Annotated in this window: 12 protein-coding genes and 2 pseudogenes; 7 read left to right on the plus strand and 7 right to left on the minus strand. The window is 70.4% G+C overall.

The genetic code is table 11. The features are described from left to right. The 4 genes and pseudogenes from EER30_RS29335 to EER30_RS29350 all read right to left on the minus strand — a co-directional run. Positions 1-1710, minus strand: a pseudogene (locus tag EER30_RS29335) (TOMM precursor leader peptide-binding protein); the annotation flags it as partial. Between the two features lie 20 nt (positions 1711-1730). Beyond that, positions 1731-3761: a TOMM precursor leader peptide-binding protein gene (locus EER30_RS29340; RefSeq protein ID WP_127503873.1), complete on the minus strand. Its 2031-nt coding sequence runs from the start codon at positions 3759-3761 to the stop codon at positions 1731-1733. Between the two features lie 26 nt (positions 3762-3787). Continuing rightward, positions 3788-5368 (minus strand): annotated as a pseudogene (locus EER30_RS29345) (AfsR/SARP family transcriptional regulator); the annotation flags it as partial. Positions 5369-5378: 10 nt separating this feature from the next. Further along, a complete protein-coding gene (locus EER30_RS29350; RefSeq protein ID WP_127503874.1) occupies positions 5379-5780 on the minus strand; it encodes a hypothetical protein in 402 nt (133 codons plus the stop codon). 387 nt (positions 5781-6167) lie between these two features. On the opposite strand from EER30_RS29350, the gene EER30_RS29355 reads away from it, so the two are divergent. Then, positions 6168-7088, plus strand: a complete 921-nt coding sequence (locus EER30_RS29355; RefSeq protein WP_127504025.1) for a LuxR C-terminal-related transcriptional regulator — start codon at positions 6168-6170, stop codon at positions 7086-7088. A gap of 20 nt (positions 7089-7108) precedes the next feature. Here the strand turns inward: EER30_RS29355 and EER30_RS29360 are convergent, their stop codons facing one another. Next, positions 7109-7477 (minus strand): hypothetical protein, encoded by a 369-nt coding sequence (locus EER30_RS29360; protein WP_127503875.1) that lies wholly within the window; start codon positions 7475-7477, stop codon positions 7109-7111. 2410 nt (positions 7478-9887) lie between these two features. On the opposite strand from EER30_RS29360, the gene EER30_RS29365 reads away from it, so the two are divergent. Beyond that, entirely contained in the window at positions 9888-10373 is a 486-nt protein-coding gene (locus EER30_RS29365) for a nitroreductase family deazaflavin-dependent oxidoreductase (RefSeq protein WP_127503876.1), read from the plus strand. A 112-nt stretch (positions 10374-10485) separates the two neighbouring features. Here EER30_RS29365 and rph read toward each other — a convergent pair whose 3' ends face one another. Next, positions 10486-12936, minus strand: a complete 2451-nt coding sequence (rph, locus tag EER30_RS29370; protein ID WP_127503877.1) for a rifamycin-inactivating phosphotransferase — start codon at positions 12934-12936, stop codon at positions 10486-10488. 124 nt (positions 12937-13060) lie between these two features. Further along, positions 13061-13993 carry an ATP-binding protein gene (locus tag EER30_RS29375; protein ID WP_127503878.1) on the minus strand — a complete coding sequence of 311 codons (933 nt, stop codon included), beginning with the start codon at positions 13991-13993 and terminating at the stop codon, positions 13061-13063. A 112-nt stretch (positions 13994-14105) separates the two neighbouring features. Between EER30_RS29375 and EER30_RS29380 the strand changes: the two genes are divergently transcribed. The 5 genes from EER30_RS29380 to EER30_RS29400 all read left to right on the plus strand — a co-directional run bounded on the left by EER30_RS29380 (position 14106) and on the right by EER30_RS29400 (position 16591). Then, the gene (locus tag EER30_RS29380) at positions 14106-14345 is read left to right on the plus strand and encodes a hypothetical protein (RefSeq protein ID WP_127503879.1); all 240 of its coding nucleotides are present in this window, start codon (positions 14106-14108) and stop codon (positions 14343-14345) included. Further along, positions 14335-14742, plus strand: a complete 408-nt coding sequence (locus EER30_RS29385) for a cupin domain-containing protein (protein WP_127503880.1) — start codon at positions 14335-14337, stop codon at positions 14740-14742. Before EER30_RS29380 ends, EER30_RS29385 begins: the two co-directional genes overlap by 11 nt. A 362-nt stretch (positions 14743-15104) precedes the next feature. Continuing rightward, positions 15105-15599, plus strand: coding sequence for a hypothetical protein (locus tag EER30_RS29390; RefSeq protein ID WP_127503881.1), 495 nt, complete (start codon positions 15105-15107; stop codon positions 15597-15599). A 153-nt stretch (positions 15600-15752) separates the two neighbouring features. After that, a complete protein-coding gene (locus EER30_RS29395; RefSeq protein ID WP_205650475.1) occupies positions 15753-16163 on the plus strand; it encodes a spore-associated protein A in 411 nt (136 codons plus the stop codon). 14 nt (positions 16164-16177) lie between these two features. Beyond that, positions 16178-16591 carry a spore-associated protein A gene (locus tag EER30_RS29400; protein WP_127503882.1) on the plus strand — a complete coding sequence of 138 codons (414 nt, stop codon included), beginning with the start codon at positions 16178-16180 and terminating at the stop codon, positions 16589-16591. Positions 16592-16605: the final 14 nt, after the last annotated feature.

Raw genomic sequence — 16605 nt, forward strand, 5'->3', positions numbered from 1 at the left:
TCACGGGAACGGGTGGGGAACGAAGTGGATCTCGTCGTCGCGTAGGTCGCGGTCGAGCAGTCCGGCGCCTCGGAACGCCGTCCGCAGGCGGGAGGCGTACGGGGCCCGCTGGCGCAGCCAGCCGAAGTCGATCGGGAGCAGGCCGGGAACCACCACACTCGCCGTGGCCAGCCCTAGGTCGCGCTGCTCGGGGCTGGTCTGGTCGACCGCGATGACGTCGAAGCCCTGCGCGGTGACGGTCTTCAGGCAGAGTTCGAGGTCGTCGCGCAGGTCGCCGCTCTCGTAGGCCGGGCCCAACGGCACGACGCCAGGACCGCCCTCCAGTAGGAACGCGGCGTGCTCGGCCATCTCGGGCAGGCCGTAGAGCAGCGGATGGTCGTGCAGGCCCTGCACCCGGGAGAAGTCGTCGACCATGCGGCGCAGGCGGGCCTCGTCGGCGCCGGACCGCAGCCGGACCATTACCGAGTCGGTGGCGATCTCGCACAGGGCGGCGGAGAGCGCCGTCTGCGGGTCGAGGCTGGCCCCGCCGCCGAACGCCATCGTTCCCAGGCCGCCGTCCTCGCGCACCGCCACAGCGGTGACGACCGGGATGTCGAACGTCGTCCGCGTGTCGAAGAAGCGGGCGCGGTAGCCGTACAGGGCCAGCCGGTCGATCATCATGCGGGCCTGCGGCCGCTCGATGCTCTGCGGGTCGATCTCGGGCAGTGGCCGTTTGCCGTACCAGGTCAGCAGGAACGCGTCGCGCTCGATCGCCTCCATCAGGCCGTGGTAGACCGCCTCGACCAGCGAACCCCCGGAGGCGCAGCCGTTCGACGTCTCCTGCACGAACCGCTCGTCGACCGTGGCCGCGTGGTAGTAGACGAGGATCTCCGGCACGAGAACGGCCCGCCGGTCGCGCAGGGACCAGCCCCAGACCCAGGTGATCGGGCGGTCCGGGTCGAAACGGTGAACGTACGGGTTGGCGTCGTAGAACGCGTCGGTGTAGAGGCCGCACTCGCGCGGGTCGAGGGCGTCGGGGCCCAGTTCGCGCAGGGTCGCGGTGACGGTGGTGCGTTTGCCCCGGGGGCGCAGGCCGGCGGCGCGTTCGAGGCCCTCCAGGACGGCGACCCGGGAGCTGCCGCGATAGCCGTCGGTGTGCCCGCCGTACAGGGTCTCGCGCAGGTAGCGGCCGCTGCGCAGGCTGAACGAGCCGACCGCGGGCGAGGTGGACAGCGAGGTGAGGTCCTGCCACAGGCCGCCGCCGAGCGCACCGCAGACCGGGTTGGCGAAAGCCTCGACGTTCAACGGGTAATCGTCGAGGTTCCGGCCGCGGAACGGCGCCGCCTTCGGGGTGGCGACCAGCTCGATCGTGGCCAGTTCGCGGGCGTCGGCGACCTCGCTGCCACAGGCGGAGCACTCCGGATCGGGCACCAAGGGAACCCGGGTGACCCGCAGCGTGGACAGGTCGACCTGGAGAACGCCCTCGCCGACACCCGTGTCAAGCAAGGCCCGCAAGAAATCAACGGCGAAAGGCACGCCGTACGGGGTATCGCCCGCGGCCCGGGTGTCGCCGCCGAGCTCGAGTGCGTCGCGAAGGTCCTTGTGGCGTACGGCCTGCCAACGGCGCGCCAGGCAGGTCGAGCAGCCCTCCGTGAGCAGCGCGAGGTGGCCGTGGACCAGGACGCGGGCCGGCCGGGCGGGGGCGCTCAGCTCGTCGCGCACCCCCAGCGCGGCCGTCTCGATGTCGCCGATCATCGGTCGTCCTCGGTGGCCAGCAGCACCTTCACCGCGACCAGACCACCCGCGGCGCCCAGCGGTGCGACCAGCACCTCGTCACTCAGGCCGTCGAGCACGTCGGACCAGCGCCGCGCCACTTCCGTGGAGGCGTCCGTCTCGCCGTCCACGGGCAGCGTCCCGGCGTCGAAATCGACCAGCACCGGGTCACCGACGTCCGGCTCCGCGCCCTGGGCCCGCAACTGGGCCTGGCCGAGCACGTCCCGCAGAGACGCGACGGCCGCCACCGTCCACACCGGGTCGAAAGCCAGCGCGTACGACCCCGGGTCGGAGGTGCGGGCCAGCAGCACCGCGCCGGGCAGCTCGAGCAGCTCCACGGTGACGCCCAGGTTCGCGGCCGACTTGGTGAGGAAGACGAGCTCGGGGTCGGTGCCGAGGGTGTCGGGGCGAACCCGCCGTACGGTGCCCCGGCCGTTGATGACCTGCCGCAGGGCTTGGCCGGCCAGGGCCGACGCGAGCCCGTTGCGGATTGCCTCGGCCAGGTCAGCGCCCGCTCCCCGGCCGGCGCTGGTCGGTTCCGCGCCGCGGTCCGCCGGTCCGAAGGGTTCCAGCACCGCCTGGGGAACCGCAGCCGCCTCGCCGGTCAGCAACGACCAGGCCGCCGCCCAGCTCGCCGTCGCGGGAGCGTTCCACCCGTCAGCGAGTCCGAGGCGGGCTGCGTCGTACCGGGGTGCGTCGTCCTTCGCCGGGTACCCGAATCCTAGAACCGCGGCTACTCGCAGGGCCCGCAACCGTGCCCCGGCGACGTGGTGGACGTCGAACGCGCTGATCGTGCGGCGCCGGCCGTTGGCGTCGGTGAGCTCGACCGTGCCGACCTTCAGCGGGGTCTGGTCCCAGCGCTCGTCGTCGTAGCGGCGGAAGACGCCCAGGTGGGGCTGGAGCAGCGGCTGATGGGCGGCGAGCCGGGCCACGGTCGCCTCCGCGTCCTCCGCCTCCCCGGTCTCGTTGAACTCGACCTCTTGATACGCGGGCTGTCCCGGCCGGCAGAAGGCGCATCGGGGGTGCGGGATCAGGGGCTCGGTAAGGACGTCGAGCGAGGCGAGATGCTGCACGATCACGCTGCCGTCGGTCTCGGCCGGCAACGCCCCGGTCGTCAGGCGGAACACCTCGTACGCCAGAAGGTTGCCGACCATCGAGGCGAGCGGACCTTCGGGCTCGGCGGCGGCCGGTGACGCGCCGGACGGCAACGCGGCGGCGCGCCACACGTCGGCGGCCGCACCGGTGTCGTCGTTGTCGCCGAACCGCAGCATCGCGCAGCACCAGCAACCGCGGCGGTCCGCGGACTGCGCGGGGCCGATCAGCATCCGCTCGCCGGCCACCCAGGCGGGCAGGAGCAGCCGGTCGGCCGGGATGCCCGCGGTGAGCAACCGCAGCGTGTCCCGGGGAGCGTCGTCGCCCGCGGCCACCACGACGATCTGGGCGTCCTCCAGCTCGGGCCAGCCGGGCTCGCGGGGCAGTGTTGCGACCGGCTCGGTCAGCGCCGGTGCTACCTCCGGGGCGACCGTCACCGCGGCGGCGCCGTTGCGCAGCAGGCCGGTGGCGCAGGCGACAGCGACGGGTCCGGTGCCCAGCACGGCGACCCGGGTGTTCCGGAAGGTTGCGAACCGTTGCGGCGCCCGGTCGACGTAGTGGCCGATGTAGGCGATCTGGGCGGCGAATCGCGTCGCGACCGCCGGACCGAGGATGTCGGCCGGGTCGGTCTCGTCGGCCGGGATGTCGCGGGCGAAGCCGCGGGCGTAGAGCGCGCTGACCAGCTCGGCGATCATGCCGCGCTGGGCGGCGGGCAGGGGCGCGCAGATGTCGGCGACCCGGTTGCGGCCGTTGAGGTGCGGGACGAGCAGCGACGCCAGCCGGTAGGCGGTGGCCGACGTGAGCCGGAAACCGCTGTCGGCGTTGTGGAACAGCACACCGTCCTCGGTGCGGGTGAACAGCACGTCGTGCCGGATCCGCGGCCGGGTCTGCGCCACCGTCTCGTAGGCAGTGCTCATGACAGGGATCCCTTCGCTGGTAGGGCTTTGGCGTGACGCCGGAACAGCTCGCGGATCCAGTAGTGGTCCGCGGCCTCCTCGATCAGGCTGTGGTCGACCAGCTCGTCGAGCAGGTCGCGGGCGGTGGCCGGCCCGGTGTCGAGCAGCTGCGCCGCCCGCGCCACGGTCAACCGTTCCGGCGTGGCGTTGGCCAGCCGGACGAACGCCGCGGCGAGGGTGTCACCGGCCCGGCACAGCGCCTCGTCGAAGCGGTATCCCAGGGACATGTCGGGCTCGCCGGGCAGGCTCAACCGGGCCAGCGGGTCCGCGCTCAGCCACTCGACGGCGTCGGCCAGGCTCATCCGGGCCCGCAGCTGGATGCGGGTAGCGGCGATACGCAGGGCCAAAGGCAGGTGGTCGCAGAGGGCGGCGATCTCGGCGGCGCTACGTGGTTCGGCGTCGACCCGTTCGGGGCCGAGCGCGGCACCGATCAGGTGCAGCGAGTCGGTGAGGTCGAGAGGTTCGACCCGGTGCAGCCAGCCGCCTAGGCGGGCGACCGGGCCGGACAGGCTCTGCCGGCTGGTGACCAGCAGGGCGTCGCCCGGGGCAAGCTGGGCCGCGAGATCCCGCGCCTGGCCGGCGTCGGTCACATCGTCGGCCAGCAGCAGCCGGCGGCCCCCGGATCGTCCCTGGCCGCCCGGGAAGTCGTCGGCCACGACGTCCGCGACGTGCCGGGCCAGGGCGGTCTTGCCGACGCCGGGTGGGCCGCTCAACGCCACGATCGGGTAGCCCGCGCGCAGCCGGTCGGCGATCGTACGGCTCAGGGCGGCCCGGCCCACGAAACCCGGCCGTGCGGGTCGCGCCTTCTCGGCCGGGGTCGGCCGCTCGCCGCGCAGGATGGTCAACTCCAGCGCGCTCAGCTCCGGTCCGAGAGCGACGCCGAGCTCGTGACCGAGGTGTTCGCGCACCCGGCGCAGTTCGGCCAGCGCGTCGGCCTGCCGCCCGGCACGGTAGAGCACCGAGACGAGCTGCGCGGAGAAACGCTCGTTGGCCGGGTAGGCGCGCGTGGCCGTCCACAGGTCGACGAGCGCCGACCGGTCCCGCCCGAGGCTGATCTTCAGGTCGCAAAGCCGTTCGATCGCGCGGACCCGCTCCTCGCTGATCCGCGGCACCACGTCACGGTGCAGCGACTCCGACGGAACATTGGCCAGCATCGGGTCGCTCCACAGCGCGAGCGCCTCCTCCAGCATGGCGAGCTCGGCCTCCGGGTCCGCCTCTTCCCGCGTACGCCCGGTCAGGTCGCGGAAGCGCAACAGATCGACGGTGTCGGCGGTGGCGGTGATGCGGTAGCCGCCCGGCACGGTCTCGATGACGCTGCCGGTGATGCCGTGCCGGCTGAACAGTTGCCGCAGCCGTAGCGCGCACGTCTGCAGCGCGGCCTTGGCCGAGGCGGGCCGCTCGTCGCCCCAGATCGCCTGCTGCAGCGCGCCGACCGGCACGACCCCGCCCGGGTGCAGCAGCAGCGCGGCGAGCATCGAAGTCACCTTCGACGGGGGCAGGACGAGCGCCTCCGAACCGGAGGTGAGAGTCAACGGGCCGAGCACCCGGAACGACGCGGGCCGGCTCACGATTTGCCTTTCAGGTAACCGTCCAGCCCCGCAGCGCGGGTACGACGCGGACCGCCCTCTGGCAGACCCGCTGCACGATATAGTCCGAGATCGCCTGCTCCGAGGCGATCGTGAAGACGGCGACCTCCACCTGTCCGGGGAAGGCGCGGGCGTGGATGTGCCGGATGCCGTCGGCCACGGCGGCGTTGAGCCACAACAGATCCGTCAGTTCGCCGGCGGACAGGTCACGTCGGCCGCCCTGCTGCCCTTGCCGGCCGCCCTGCTGCCCGTCTTGCCGGCCGCCCTGCTGCCCGTCTTGCCGGCCGTCTTGCTGGCCGTCTTGCCGGCCGCCCTGCTGCCCGTCTTGCCGGCCGCCCTGCTGGCCGTCTTGCTGGCCGCGCGGTGGCCGCAGCGCGATCCGGGTGAGCTGCACGGCGAGCCTCCGCTGGATCGAAACCGCGCCCCACACGCCGGCGCGCCGACTGTCCACTCCGGCCCGATGTGCATCGGGCACCTCCCTCGCCTGCCGCCGCTTGGTTACGGCGCCGACACGAGAGTGCGGTTCGGATGGTGGCCACGTCATCACTCAAAGCACTGGCGAAACCGGCCGTGGCCGGTTCCGCCCCGGCGTAACAATCATCAATGACCGATAAACGCCGATTCGGTCCTCCCGGCCATGATCTTGTCGCCGAATGAATACGGGTCAGGACCGTGTGGACGACCCAGGCTCATCTAATGTGAGCACGCGGTGCACACAGTGGAGGACACCTTGCTCGATCGGCTGGCCTTGTCGGCTGCTGCTGAAGCCGTGTACTGGGCGATGCTCGACAATCCCACCTGGGATGTAGACGACCTCGTCACCAACCTCGACATCCCCGAGACGGTCGCCCACGACGCCCTCTCCGCCCTGGCCGACCGCGCGCTCGTCACGCCCTCGGTCACACGGCCCGGCACCCTGCGCGCCGTCAGCCCCAAAGTCGGCCTGCTGACCCTGCTCGACCAGGCCGAACAGCAGATGATCGCGCAACAGGCGAAACTTCAAGCCGTACGCGCGTCGTTCCTGGCCCGCGCCGAAAGCCACGACACCCACCGCGAACGCGAAGAAATCGTACGGCTGGAAGGGGTGGACGCCGTTCGAGACCGCTTGGCCGAGCACGCCTGCACCGCGTCCGAAAGCTTCATGACCCTCACAACCGGCCGGGCGATCGCGCCGGAAGCCATCGAGAACGGCAAGACACTGACCCGCATCGCGCTCTCCCGCGGACTGCCGGTACGCCACATCTACCAGGAGAGCCTGCTGTCCGATGCCGCCTCCCGGGCGTACGCCGAACTGATGGCCGAAGAAGGCGAACAGAGCCGGGTGATGCCCGAGACGCCAGTACGGATGACCATCGTCGACCGGCAGTTCGCCCTCGTCCCGATCGAACCCCGCTCCGGCCGCGGCGCCCTCGAGATCCGCGGCAACCGGCTGGTGTCGGCGCTGTGCCTGCTCTTCGACATGCTGTGGGAACGCAGCACACCCTTCCCGAGCCCGCCGCCGGCCGACGGCCACGGTTTGACCGACCAGGCCGTGGCCATCCTCCGCCTGCTGCGCCAAGGCCGCACCGACGAGGCCATCGGACGCCAACTCCAGCTCTCCGAACGAACGGTCCGCAGAACCGTACGCGACCTGATGCAACGCCTGGACGCCGAAAGCCGCTTCCAGGCCGGCGTGGAGGCTGCGCTACGCCGCTGGATCTGACGCTGCCCCCGCTCGCGTGCTCAACTCGAGACACGGCCGTCAGCGGTGTCGACCACGAAGCAGGCGCAATCCAGGATTTCCAACAGCGCGGTACGAACCAGCCGGATCGCGTCGTCGTCCACGGCGAGGTGAAACCGGCAGTCGCGCGGGAAACCCAGGATCGTGGCGCTCTCCCGGCCGAACTCCAGACACAACTCGTCGCCGATGAGGGTCCACGCGCCCGGACCAGGCCCGATCGCTCCGGCGCCGTTGATCACCTCGTCGACCCAGCCGTCATAACGCAGCCGGATCAGCATGACGTGAACACCGGCCGCGCCGAGGATCAGCGTGAGCCCATGACCCTCCTGCCGGACGTCGACCCGGTCAACGCGCAGCCGAGCACTATCCACAGGCTGACCGTAGTACCGGGCCATGCGCCCAGGCGAGGGCAATACCACCGGGTGGCGTCGAACCCGGACTGGTCGCAGTCAGGTATCCGGCCTTTGTGGTCGCGCTGGGGCAGGGCCGGGTTGGGATGATCCGGTGGTGGCGGGGCTGGCCGGGCGCGCGGGCGTCGTGGTCGCCCTGGGCGGGGCCGGGTTTGCGGTGATCCGGTGGTGGCGGGGCTGGCCGGGCGCGCAAACGTCGTGGCCGCCCTGGGCGAGGCCGGGTTGCGGTGATCCGGTGGTAGCGCGGCTCGCCAAGCGGGCAAACGTCGTGGCCACGCTGGGGCGGGGCCGGGTTGCGGTGATCCGGTGGTAGCGCGGCTCGCCAAGCGGGCAAACGTCGTGGCCACGCTGGGGCGGGGCCGGGTTGCGGTGATCCAGTGGTAGCGCGGCTCGCCAAGCGGGCAAACGTCGTGGCCACGCTGGGGCGAGGCCGGATTACGGTGATCCAGTGGTAGCGCGGCTCGCCAAGCGGGCAAACGTCGTGGCCACGCTGGGGCGGGGCCGGGTTGCGGTGATCCAGTGGTAGCGCCGCTCGCCAAGCGGGCAAACGTCGTGGCCACGCTGGGGCGGGGCCGGATTACGGTGATCCAGTGGTAGCGCCGCTCGCCAAGCGGGCAAACGTCGTGGCCACGCTGGGGCGAGGCCAGCTCGATGCAATGAGTCTCAAGCCCGCCTGGCCGAAGTTCGCCATGTAACGAGTTTCGCGCCCTGGCCGAGCGGCCCATACACGCGCTCTCTACGCTGACAAAGGTGCGCCTTCTTGTCGCCCGGAAGACGTCGTCTACCGCTTACCAGCAGAATTAGTTGTTTGCGCCTGCAGATATTCCAGCCGTGCATTTTTGGCAAAAGAATTTTCGTTGGGAATGGCATGATCCAGTCTTAGCAGACGATCTTGGAGGTGCGGAATAATCTATGCATGGCGCACGTGCAGCTTTCGTTGTTCAGCAGATCTCAGACGGCTGCAATGCGCGACTGCACCAAGAAGCGCAATTATTCGCCGGAGAATGAGGCGTTTCGTCTCGATCATGAGGCTCGTCGGCGGGTCGGGCTGAGGCATCGTCACGCGTGGAAGCTGTGCCGATTGCACGGGTGCTCCCGCCTGTGTTTCGAGGTCGGGATTCATGATCAGTTCGACGCAATTCCGCCGCTGATCTGGAACCCCGAGTTCACGGTTACGCGCCCTGATCGTGGAGGCTCGGGAAGCGGTGAGCCGGCTGTCTCGCACCGATCGCCTGATGGTCAAGATTTGACGGCTCCGGCTAAGCGTGCAGCGAGTGCGGTGCCGGAGCGAGTCCCCGCCTCGACTGCGACTCAACCTGCGTGCCAGCCGGAACCGGCGGCCCAGCCTCCGGCGGCGGCGAAGCCCGAGTCTGCGGTGCCAGCTCGCCCGGCCGCCCCGACGTGGCTCCCTGCCCCAACCCGCCCAACGAACCCGACCTGCTCTGACACCCCAGGCCACCCAACGAACCCGACCCGCCCTGACACCCCAACCCGCCCAACGAACCCGACCCGCCCCAACAGCCCAACCCGCCCAACAACTCCGACCCGCCCGGCGGTTCCCGCTGAACCAGTGGCTCTGAATCTGCGATCGATGTTGGCGGCCGTGAGTCATCCACGGCGTCAGGCCACACCCTCGACCGTCCATGTTCGCTGCATCAACCAGACCGGGGAGCCCCCGTGTCGGGTTCGGGTTCCGGCTCGGACGGCTTTCTGCCCGAGACGGCGCCGACGGACCGCCGTGTTGGCTCCGGCCACGGCGCCTTTCGTGGCTGCGCCGAACTCGTCAGCAATTGCAGGGGCCCGGCGCGCTGGTCGGTCGTGGTGTCGCGGGCGGGGGCCTCCAGGTCGGCGAACACCGGTGGAATCTTCGAATGGCGGCATCGTCGACATTAAGCTGCGGGCCCATTCGGGATGCGTCGCGTGTTTCAGGGCCTTTTCGCAATCGCGGGGGAAAGGAAAGCGGAGACAAACGCACGGCCCGTTTCGACGGGCGCGGCGATCTGACAAAGCTTCGGCAACCCTCTTTGGCCCGGATCCCGAAGGCGGAATGAAACCCTCGCTGGAATCGGCAGTCTTCCGGCACCTCCGCACAGACCACTACCAAAGGCACACCGATACGGAGCCCTGGCGAATGTCGAACGACAGCGAGCCGGATTGACGTGGGAGTCGCAGGCGGACTGACAAATCTCTGCTTCAACACGATCTCCGGGACCCCGTGAGTGGCAGATTGGTCCCGAAGAGCGTTGCGACCGCGATCGGCGCCGGGCAGGGTCCAGCCGATGGTCATGAAGGCTTGGCAGGTCGATGCGGTTGCTGAAAGTGCTTGGCGCGCGCGGGCACCATCGGAGAAGAGGAAGGCGAAGGAGGGGCGATGACCGACAAGACGTCCGGACGGCCGGGTCCGGAGAGGCGGAGGCCGGCGCGGCAGTTTCGGCGAGGGCGGGGGCGGAGCGTTGGGGATGCTGTCATCGGGCTGTTCGTTCGGGTGGGGGTTGTGCCGAGCACCTACATGTTGACTACGGTCGGGCGTCGGAGTGGGCGGGCTTTGACACACCCGGCGACCATCGTTCAGGACGGCGAGCGGCGATGGCTGGTTTCGCCGTACGGGACGGTGTCCTGGGTGCACAACGCCCGTGCGGCCGGGCGGGTCAGCCTCGCCCGGCGCGGGAAGCGGGCTGCCTATGTCGTCCGTGAGTTGTCCGCCGCTGAGGCCGGGCCGGTGCTCAAACGGTACGTCGTCGTGGCCACGGCCACCCGGCCCTACTTCGACGCTGACAAGAACGATCCGGTGGAGGATTTCGTGGCCGAGGCCGACCGTCACCCGGTTTTTGAACTGCTCCCGGCGCCCACCGATTGACCCGTCACAAACGCCTGCGGCCGGTCACGAGACGGCCCTCCGCCCGGTCATAGAGGTGTGCGGGGTGGGGAGGCCAGTGGGTGCCGTCCGTCCTTCCCACCCCGTTCCAGGCTTACAGCAGTTCGATGTAGCCGTCGGAGCCGTGCACCCGGATCCGCCGACCGTCGGCGATCAGGTGGGTGGCTTGATCGACGCCCACGACCGCGGGCAGGCCGTATTCGCGGGCGATCACCGCGCCGTGCGTCATCAAGCCGCCCACCTCGGTCACCAGGCCCGCCACGGCGACGAACAGCGGGGACCAGCTCGGGTCGGTGTAGGCGGTGACGAGGATGTCGCCGGGCTGCAGGTCGGCGTCGGCCAGGTCGAGGATGACGCGGGCGCGGCCCTCGACCGTACCGGCGCTGACGGGCAGGCCGACCAGCGCGCCGGGTGGCACGTCGTCACGACGGTACGAGCCGTTGACGCCCTCGCCGTCCGAGGTCAGCACGCGCGGCGCGCGCAGGGACTCGTACGATCGGAACGCCTCTTTCCGCTGCCGGATGAGTGCGGCGTCCAGGATGCCCGCACGCAGCTCGTCGAAGGTCAGGAAGAAGATGTCCTCGGGTGAGGCGAGTTCGAGACGATCGGCCTCGGCCAGCAGCGCCTGCTTGTAGACGAAGTAGCGGCTGACGATGCCGTACTTCGGATACTCCCGGTAGCCCGCGAAGTTCCGGACCTGATCGATCATCCGCTTGGTCTCGAGTGCCTTGCTCTCGCCGTCGGGCCGGGAACGCAGGCGGGCCAGCACGTCCTCCTCCTTTTTCAGCGCCGCCGCCCGGCCCTCCGAGAAGCGCCGCGCCGCCGCCCCGGGTGAGAAGTTGCGCACGTTGTCGAGGATCAGCGGCACCAGCGTGGCCGGGTGTTCGCTCCACCGCGGCCTCGTGATGTCGATCTCGCCGGCGCAGCGCATGCCGTACTTGGCAAGATAGTCCTCGATCGCGGCGCGCGCCTCGGCCCCGCCCGCGACCTTCGGCAGTTGGTCAAGGAAGTCCGGTAACGACGCCGCGTCCCCCAGGAAGGCCACCACCTCCGGGTACGGCCGGACCACGTCGGCCACGTCGAGCAGGGCCAGCCCCATCTCCGCGGTGATGTTGCCGGGCGCGGAGAGCGTGAGCGTGTCGGCCGCGTTCTTCTCGCCCAGCCAGTCGGCGAGGTGGTCGTTGAGCCACCAGGTGGCCTCCATCCCCGCCATGATCGCCTGGATGCTGAGCGGATCGCTGAGGACCCGCTTGTGTTCGACGAAGGCTTCGGCCAGGTAGTCGAAGAGCGCGGGACCGGTCAGGCCGGCGATGTCCCGTTTCAGGGCCTCGACCGACGCCTCGCTGCGCGAGATCAGCTCGGGAACGACCACCGGATCAGGAACGGCGGCAGGCGTGGTTCCCGGCAGCGGCCTCGGCGGCGCCGAATCATCCCGCAACGGGACGAAACCCCGAGCCAGTACGGTCTCCAGCGCGTCCCTGACCAGCGGATCCCCCCGGCCCATCAACTCCAGCACGGCCGCCCGGCTCGCCGCTGAGCCCAGCCGCGGGGTGACCTCGACGAACAGGCGCCCGCCGGCCTCGTCCATCGGCGCCATGGCCGTCCGCTGCCACACGGAGATCCCGAGCGGTTTCATCGCGTCGGTCATCATCTGCTGGTGCCCGACCGAGACCCAGACATGGTTCTCAAGATCTTCGGTCGCGGGTACGGGGTACAGGGTCGTGATCGGCCTGCTCTGGACGACCTGGAAATCGCCGTCGGCCAGGCACCACTCGATGTCCTGCGGCCGCCCGAAGTGCGCCTCGACACGCCGCCCGAGCTCGACCAGCCGTACGACCTGGTCGTCTGTCAAAGCGCCGACGGCCGGCTTCTCGATGATCTCGCCGCCGCGAACCTTGAAATGGTCGGGGTTGACCAGCCCCGACACGAGATCCTCACCCAACCCGGATACGGCGTCGACCGTGGCGACCTTCCGGTTGCCCGAGACCGGGTCGGCCGTGAACAGCACGCCGGACACGTCCGCCGGCACCATGCGCTGCACGACAACAGCCATGAGGACCGTACGGTCGTCAATGTTGTGGCGGCGGCGATAGGTGACCGCCCGTTCGGTGAACAGCGACGCCCAGCAGCGGCTGACGTGCTCGAGAACCGCCGCGGACCCGACGACGTTCAGGTACGAGTCCTGCTGCCCGGCGAAGGAGGCGTTCGGCAGGTCCTCGGCCGTCGCGCTGGACCGGACGGCGTAGGCCACCGTCTCGTCCAGCGCGCCGGTGATGGCCGCGGCGAGCTCACCCGGAATTGCGGTCCCCTCGATGGCTTCCCGGATCTGCGCGCTGACCGTGCGAATGTCCGCGCCGAGCCGCGACAGCAGGTCATCGACCCGCGCCTCCGCCATGATCAGCCGGAAGGCGTCCGTCGTCACGACGAAGCCGGGCGGCACCCGTACGCCGTCCATCCGAAGAAGCTCACCGAGGTTCGCGCCCTTGCCTCCGACGACCGCGCCCACACCGCCGTCCTGAAGATCCAGCACGTACCGTTCGCTCATTGAGCGTCCTCATTTCCGCAGGTAGAAGCTCCGGCCGACGATTCTGCGCCCTCACCTGGGTCTTGCCGCAAGCCCCCGGGTGCGCTATACGTTAGAAGTGGCGGGGAGCGCTTTCACCCCGCCATTACTTGTGTACGGGTGCCAGCTGGTCGGTCACGTCGCCGTGCGCACTGCGTACCCAGTCCTTCTCCGCGACCTTCAGGTGCAGTGCGCGCAGAGCCTCCGCCCGCCGCCCCGCCGGCACGGGCTTCACCAGCGACGCGATGACACGCAGGGGCGCCACGTCTTCGAGGTCTTCGGGTCGCGGGCACTCCCCCGCCTGACGTGCGCGCCGCAGCCCGGCCTGCGAGGGCAGCACGGCCGCCGGGGCCGAGCCGAGTTCGCGCCGCAGATAGTCGACGTCCACCTCGTCGACCACCTTGTTGCCGACGAGGAGCAGCAGGTCGGCCACGCCGGCGGCCTCGGCGAGCTCACGGTAGCGGCGGGCGACGGTCACCGACTCCGGGGTCGGCTCGACCACGACGACGATCGCGTCGAACTGCGCGTGCAGCGAGTTGGCGAACGCGTCCGTGCCCGCCACCATGTCGCACACGACCACGTCACCCTCGCGGGTCTCCAGGTGGGACAGCAGGTTCTCCAGGATGGCCAGGTGCCCGTGGTAGCAGCCGGCCCCGATGTTCTCCGGCTCGTAGGTGCCGACGTGCATCACGTGGGTGCGCTCGTCGAGGGCCACGGCGTGCGCGGTCAGCACGGGGTCGGCCGCGTCCAGGGTGACCGTCCGTGAGCCCGGCCCGGGCGGGGTCGTCGCCACGAAGCGGTCCACGCCACCGATGAGCTTGTTCGTCCCGAGCAGATGCCGCCGTACGGCCGTCGTCCGCTCCGGGTGCGACAGTGCGGCCGAGGCGTGCGCGACGACGCCGAGCAGTGGTGCGAGGTGGACGTTGACGTCGGCGTCGACGGCGAGAACCCGTACGCCGGTCTGTCGCAGATAGCCGACGAAGAGAGCGGCCATCGTGCTCTTCCCACTGCCACCCTTGCCAGTGAAAGCGATTTTCATTACCAGGAAGCTAGTGACGCTGCGCCGTCGTCGCAAGCCGAATCGCCGGGGCTGTCACAGATCGCGCTCTCGTCCGGTCTGGGCTGAACAGTCGCGATGGGAAGGATCTTGAATGCGAAGAACCACGTACGGCGTCATCGCCGTCATCGCCCTGGCCGTGCTCGTCCACGTGGCCCTGGGCGGGCTGCTGGTCACGGCGGCGGGCCCGTGGAAGCACTGGGTCATCGGGCTGATCGTGGCGGGCGTGGCGATCCACATCGCGCTGCGCGTCCGAAAAAACCGTCACAAAACACGCGACCGTCTTGTCTCTCCTGCCGACAGTCCCCGTTCTGGAGGAACACATGAGCACTGAGCACGGACACCTGCCCCCGGGTGTCGAGCTGATCTCGACCATGCCGGACGCCCCGGCCTTCATCCCGGCCGGCGCCGAGGCCCGCACCATCCGGGTCACCCTGCCTCCCGGCGACCCGGGCGCACCGCCGCACCGTCACCCCGGTCCCGTCTTCGGTTACGTCACCCAGGGCGAGATCCTGTTCGAGCTGGAGGGCCAGGCGCCCCGCGTCCTCAAGACCGGCGAGTCGCTGTTCGAGCCGGGCGGCGACACGATCCACTACCAGGGCGCCAACAACCTGGCCGACGCCCAGTCGCAGCTTCTGGTGGTCATGTTCGCGCCTCCCGGAACCCCGATCCTGACGGTGGTCAGCGAAGAGGAACAGGCCGAGCGGCGCCACCTGCGCTACAGCGAGTGATCCCCCGGCCGGGGCGGACCTGCCACCGCCCCGGCCGGCCCCGCCCCGCCGTGGCCCACCGCGCCCCCGGCCCGCCTCCCTCGCCCCGCCGTTGCCCCGCCCCGCCGTTGCCCCGCCCCGCCGTTGCCCCGCCCCGCCGTTGCCCCGCCCCGCCGTTGCCCCGCCCCGCCGTTGCCCCGCCGTTGCCCCGCCCCGCCGCGCCCTGCCGCGCCCTGCCGCGCCCCGCCGCGCCGCGCCCTGCCGCGCCCCGGCTCGCCTCCCCCGCCCCGGTGACAGCGTGTGTGTGCCCTCATGGTCGACTGGATGTCGCTGGGGTACGAAGGCTCCGGCACAAGTCCGAAATTTCGGGATGGGAGCGGGCCGTGAACGCGGGTGCCGAGCAGCTCGAGGCCCGGGTGCGGGAGCACCTGGCGCCGGGCGAGACCTTTCGCGCCGCCATCTGGGTGAGCCGGGCCGACGGGCGCACGTCGGTCGGGATGACCCGCCGCGAGATGTCGCAGTTCCGTTTCCGCAAGCGCGTGCCCGACGCCCCCGGTGACCGGCGCGGCGTCGACGGGTCGAAGCAGAGCCTCGCCGTCGGCCTCGACGTGCACATCCGCACCGTCACCGACCCGCGGGTGCTGGCCCTCACCGACCGTCGCCTGCTGCTGTTCTCGCGCCGCATCGGTTCCTTGGGCGATATCTTCCGCCCGGCCTCGGGCCCGGTGCCGCCGCTGCGGCTGCGCTGGCAGTGCCCCCGCTCGAGCTTCGCCTCGGTCACCGAGCAGGCCGGCCGGATGCGCCTCACCTTCACCGACCGCTCCGGCGTCACCCTGCTGACCCCTTCGGCCGACGCCCAGCCCTTCCTGGCCGGCTGACCGCCCACCCTGGGGCCAACCATGCCGTGAGCTGCGGCTTCTTTATCCGAATAGTCCAGTGGTCGATCGCCGGACGTAGATCTGTGGAGATCCAGCACCGGCCCGTGCCAGCTTTCTTGCGCAAGATGTCACCGCGAGAAAGGGAACTGCTTCGTGCGCATTTCGCGAACGTTGACCGCGCTGGGAATGACAACGGCAGCCGTGGCTACGGGGGCTGTGGTGAACGCCGCTCCCGCGCTCGCCGCTCTCTACGGGAACCAGTGCGGCTCGGGCTACTCCGTGGTCAACTTGATCGACCTGCCTGACCTGCGCGGCACGGTGTACCTCACGTACAGCAGCGCCACCGGGAAGAACTGTGTCGTCACGGTCCGCGAGAAGCCGGGCACGGCCACCCTCATGGAGGCCTTCATCCGCAAGACCGGCACGTCCACCTGGATCAAGGACAGCGGCAACTTCACCACGTACGCCGGTCCGAAGTATCTCTCCGCTGCGGGCGAGTGCGTCGACTGGGGCGGCACGATCGGCACGGCCACGAAGACCAAGTCCGGCACCAACTGCGGCTGACCGAGGAGAACCCGATGAAGCTCGTCAAGAAGACCGCCGTGACCCTCGCCGCCTCGGCCACGCTGGTGGCCGGCGCGCTGGCCGCCGGGTCGCCCGCGTTCGCCGCCACCTACGGCAACGAGTGCGGCGCCGGCTACGCGGTCGTGAACTCCGACCCGATCGGCACCAAGGGCACAGTGTTCCTCACCTACAGCGCGACGACCGGCCAGAACTGTGTGGTCGCCAAGCGGAACTCCGTCGGCTCGGCCGTGCTGATCGAGGCCGGCCTGGGTCTGAACCCGGTCGGCAGCCACTGGCCGAAGTACGACGGTGACTTCTACACCTCGTACGCCGGTCCGCTGTATCTGTCCGCCGCGGACAAGTGCGTGGACTGGATGGGCCGGATCAGCGGCACCGAGGGCGGCAAGCGCAAGACCAACTGCGGCTGACGCCGGGCGCGGGT

Source organism: Actinoplanes solisilvae, assembly GCF_003999975.1.
In the GTDB taxonomy this organism is placed as follows: Bacteria; Actinomycetota; Actinomycetes; order Mycobacteriales; family Micromonosporaceae; genus Actinoplanes; species Actinoplanes solisilvae.

Bases quoted from the DNA above. Each gene is read 5' to 3' on its own strand.
- EER30_RS29340 (WP_127503873.1), bottom strand. From the start codon at position 3,761: ATGAGCACTGCCTACGAGACGGTGGCGCAGACCCGGCCGCGGATCCGG.
- EER30_RS29355 (WP_127504025.1), top strand. From the start codon at position 6,168: ATGCTCGACAATCCCACCTGGGATGTAGACGACCTCGTCACCAACCTC.
- EER30_RS29365 (WP_127503876.1), top strand. From the start codon at position 9,888: ATGACCGACAAGACGTCCGGACGGCCGGGTCCGGAGAGGCGGAGGCCG.
- rph (WP_127503877.1), bottom strand. From the start codon at position 12,936: ATGAGCGAACGGTACGTGCTGGATCTTCAGGACGGCGGTGTGGGCGCG.
- EER30_RS29375 (WP_127503878.1), bottom strand. From the start codon at position 13,993: ATGAAAATCGCTTTCACTGGCAAGGGTGGCAGTGGGAAGAGCACGATG.
- EER30_RS29380 (WP_127503879.1), top strand. From the start codon at position 14,106: ATGCGAAGAACCACGTACGGCGTCATCGCCGTCATCGCCCTGGCCGTG.
- EER30_RS29385 (WP_127503880.1), top strand. From the start codon at position 14,335: ATGAGCACTGAGCACGGACACCTGCCCCCGGGTGTCGAGCTGATCTCG.
- EER30_RS29400 (WP_127503882.1), top strand. From the start codon at position 16,178: ATGAAGCTCGTCAAGAAGACCGCCGTGACCCTCGCCGCCTCGGCCACG.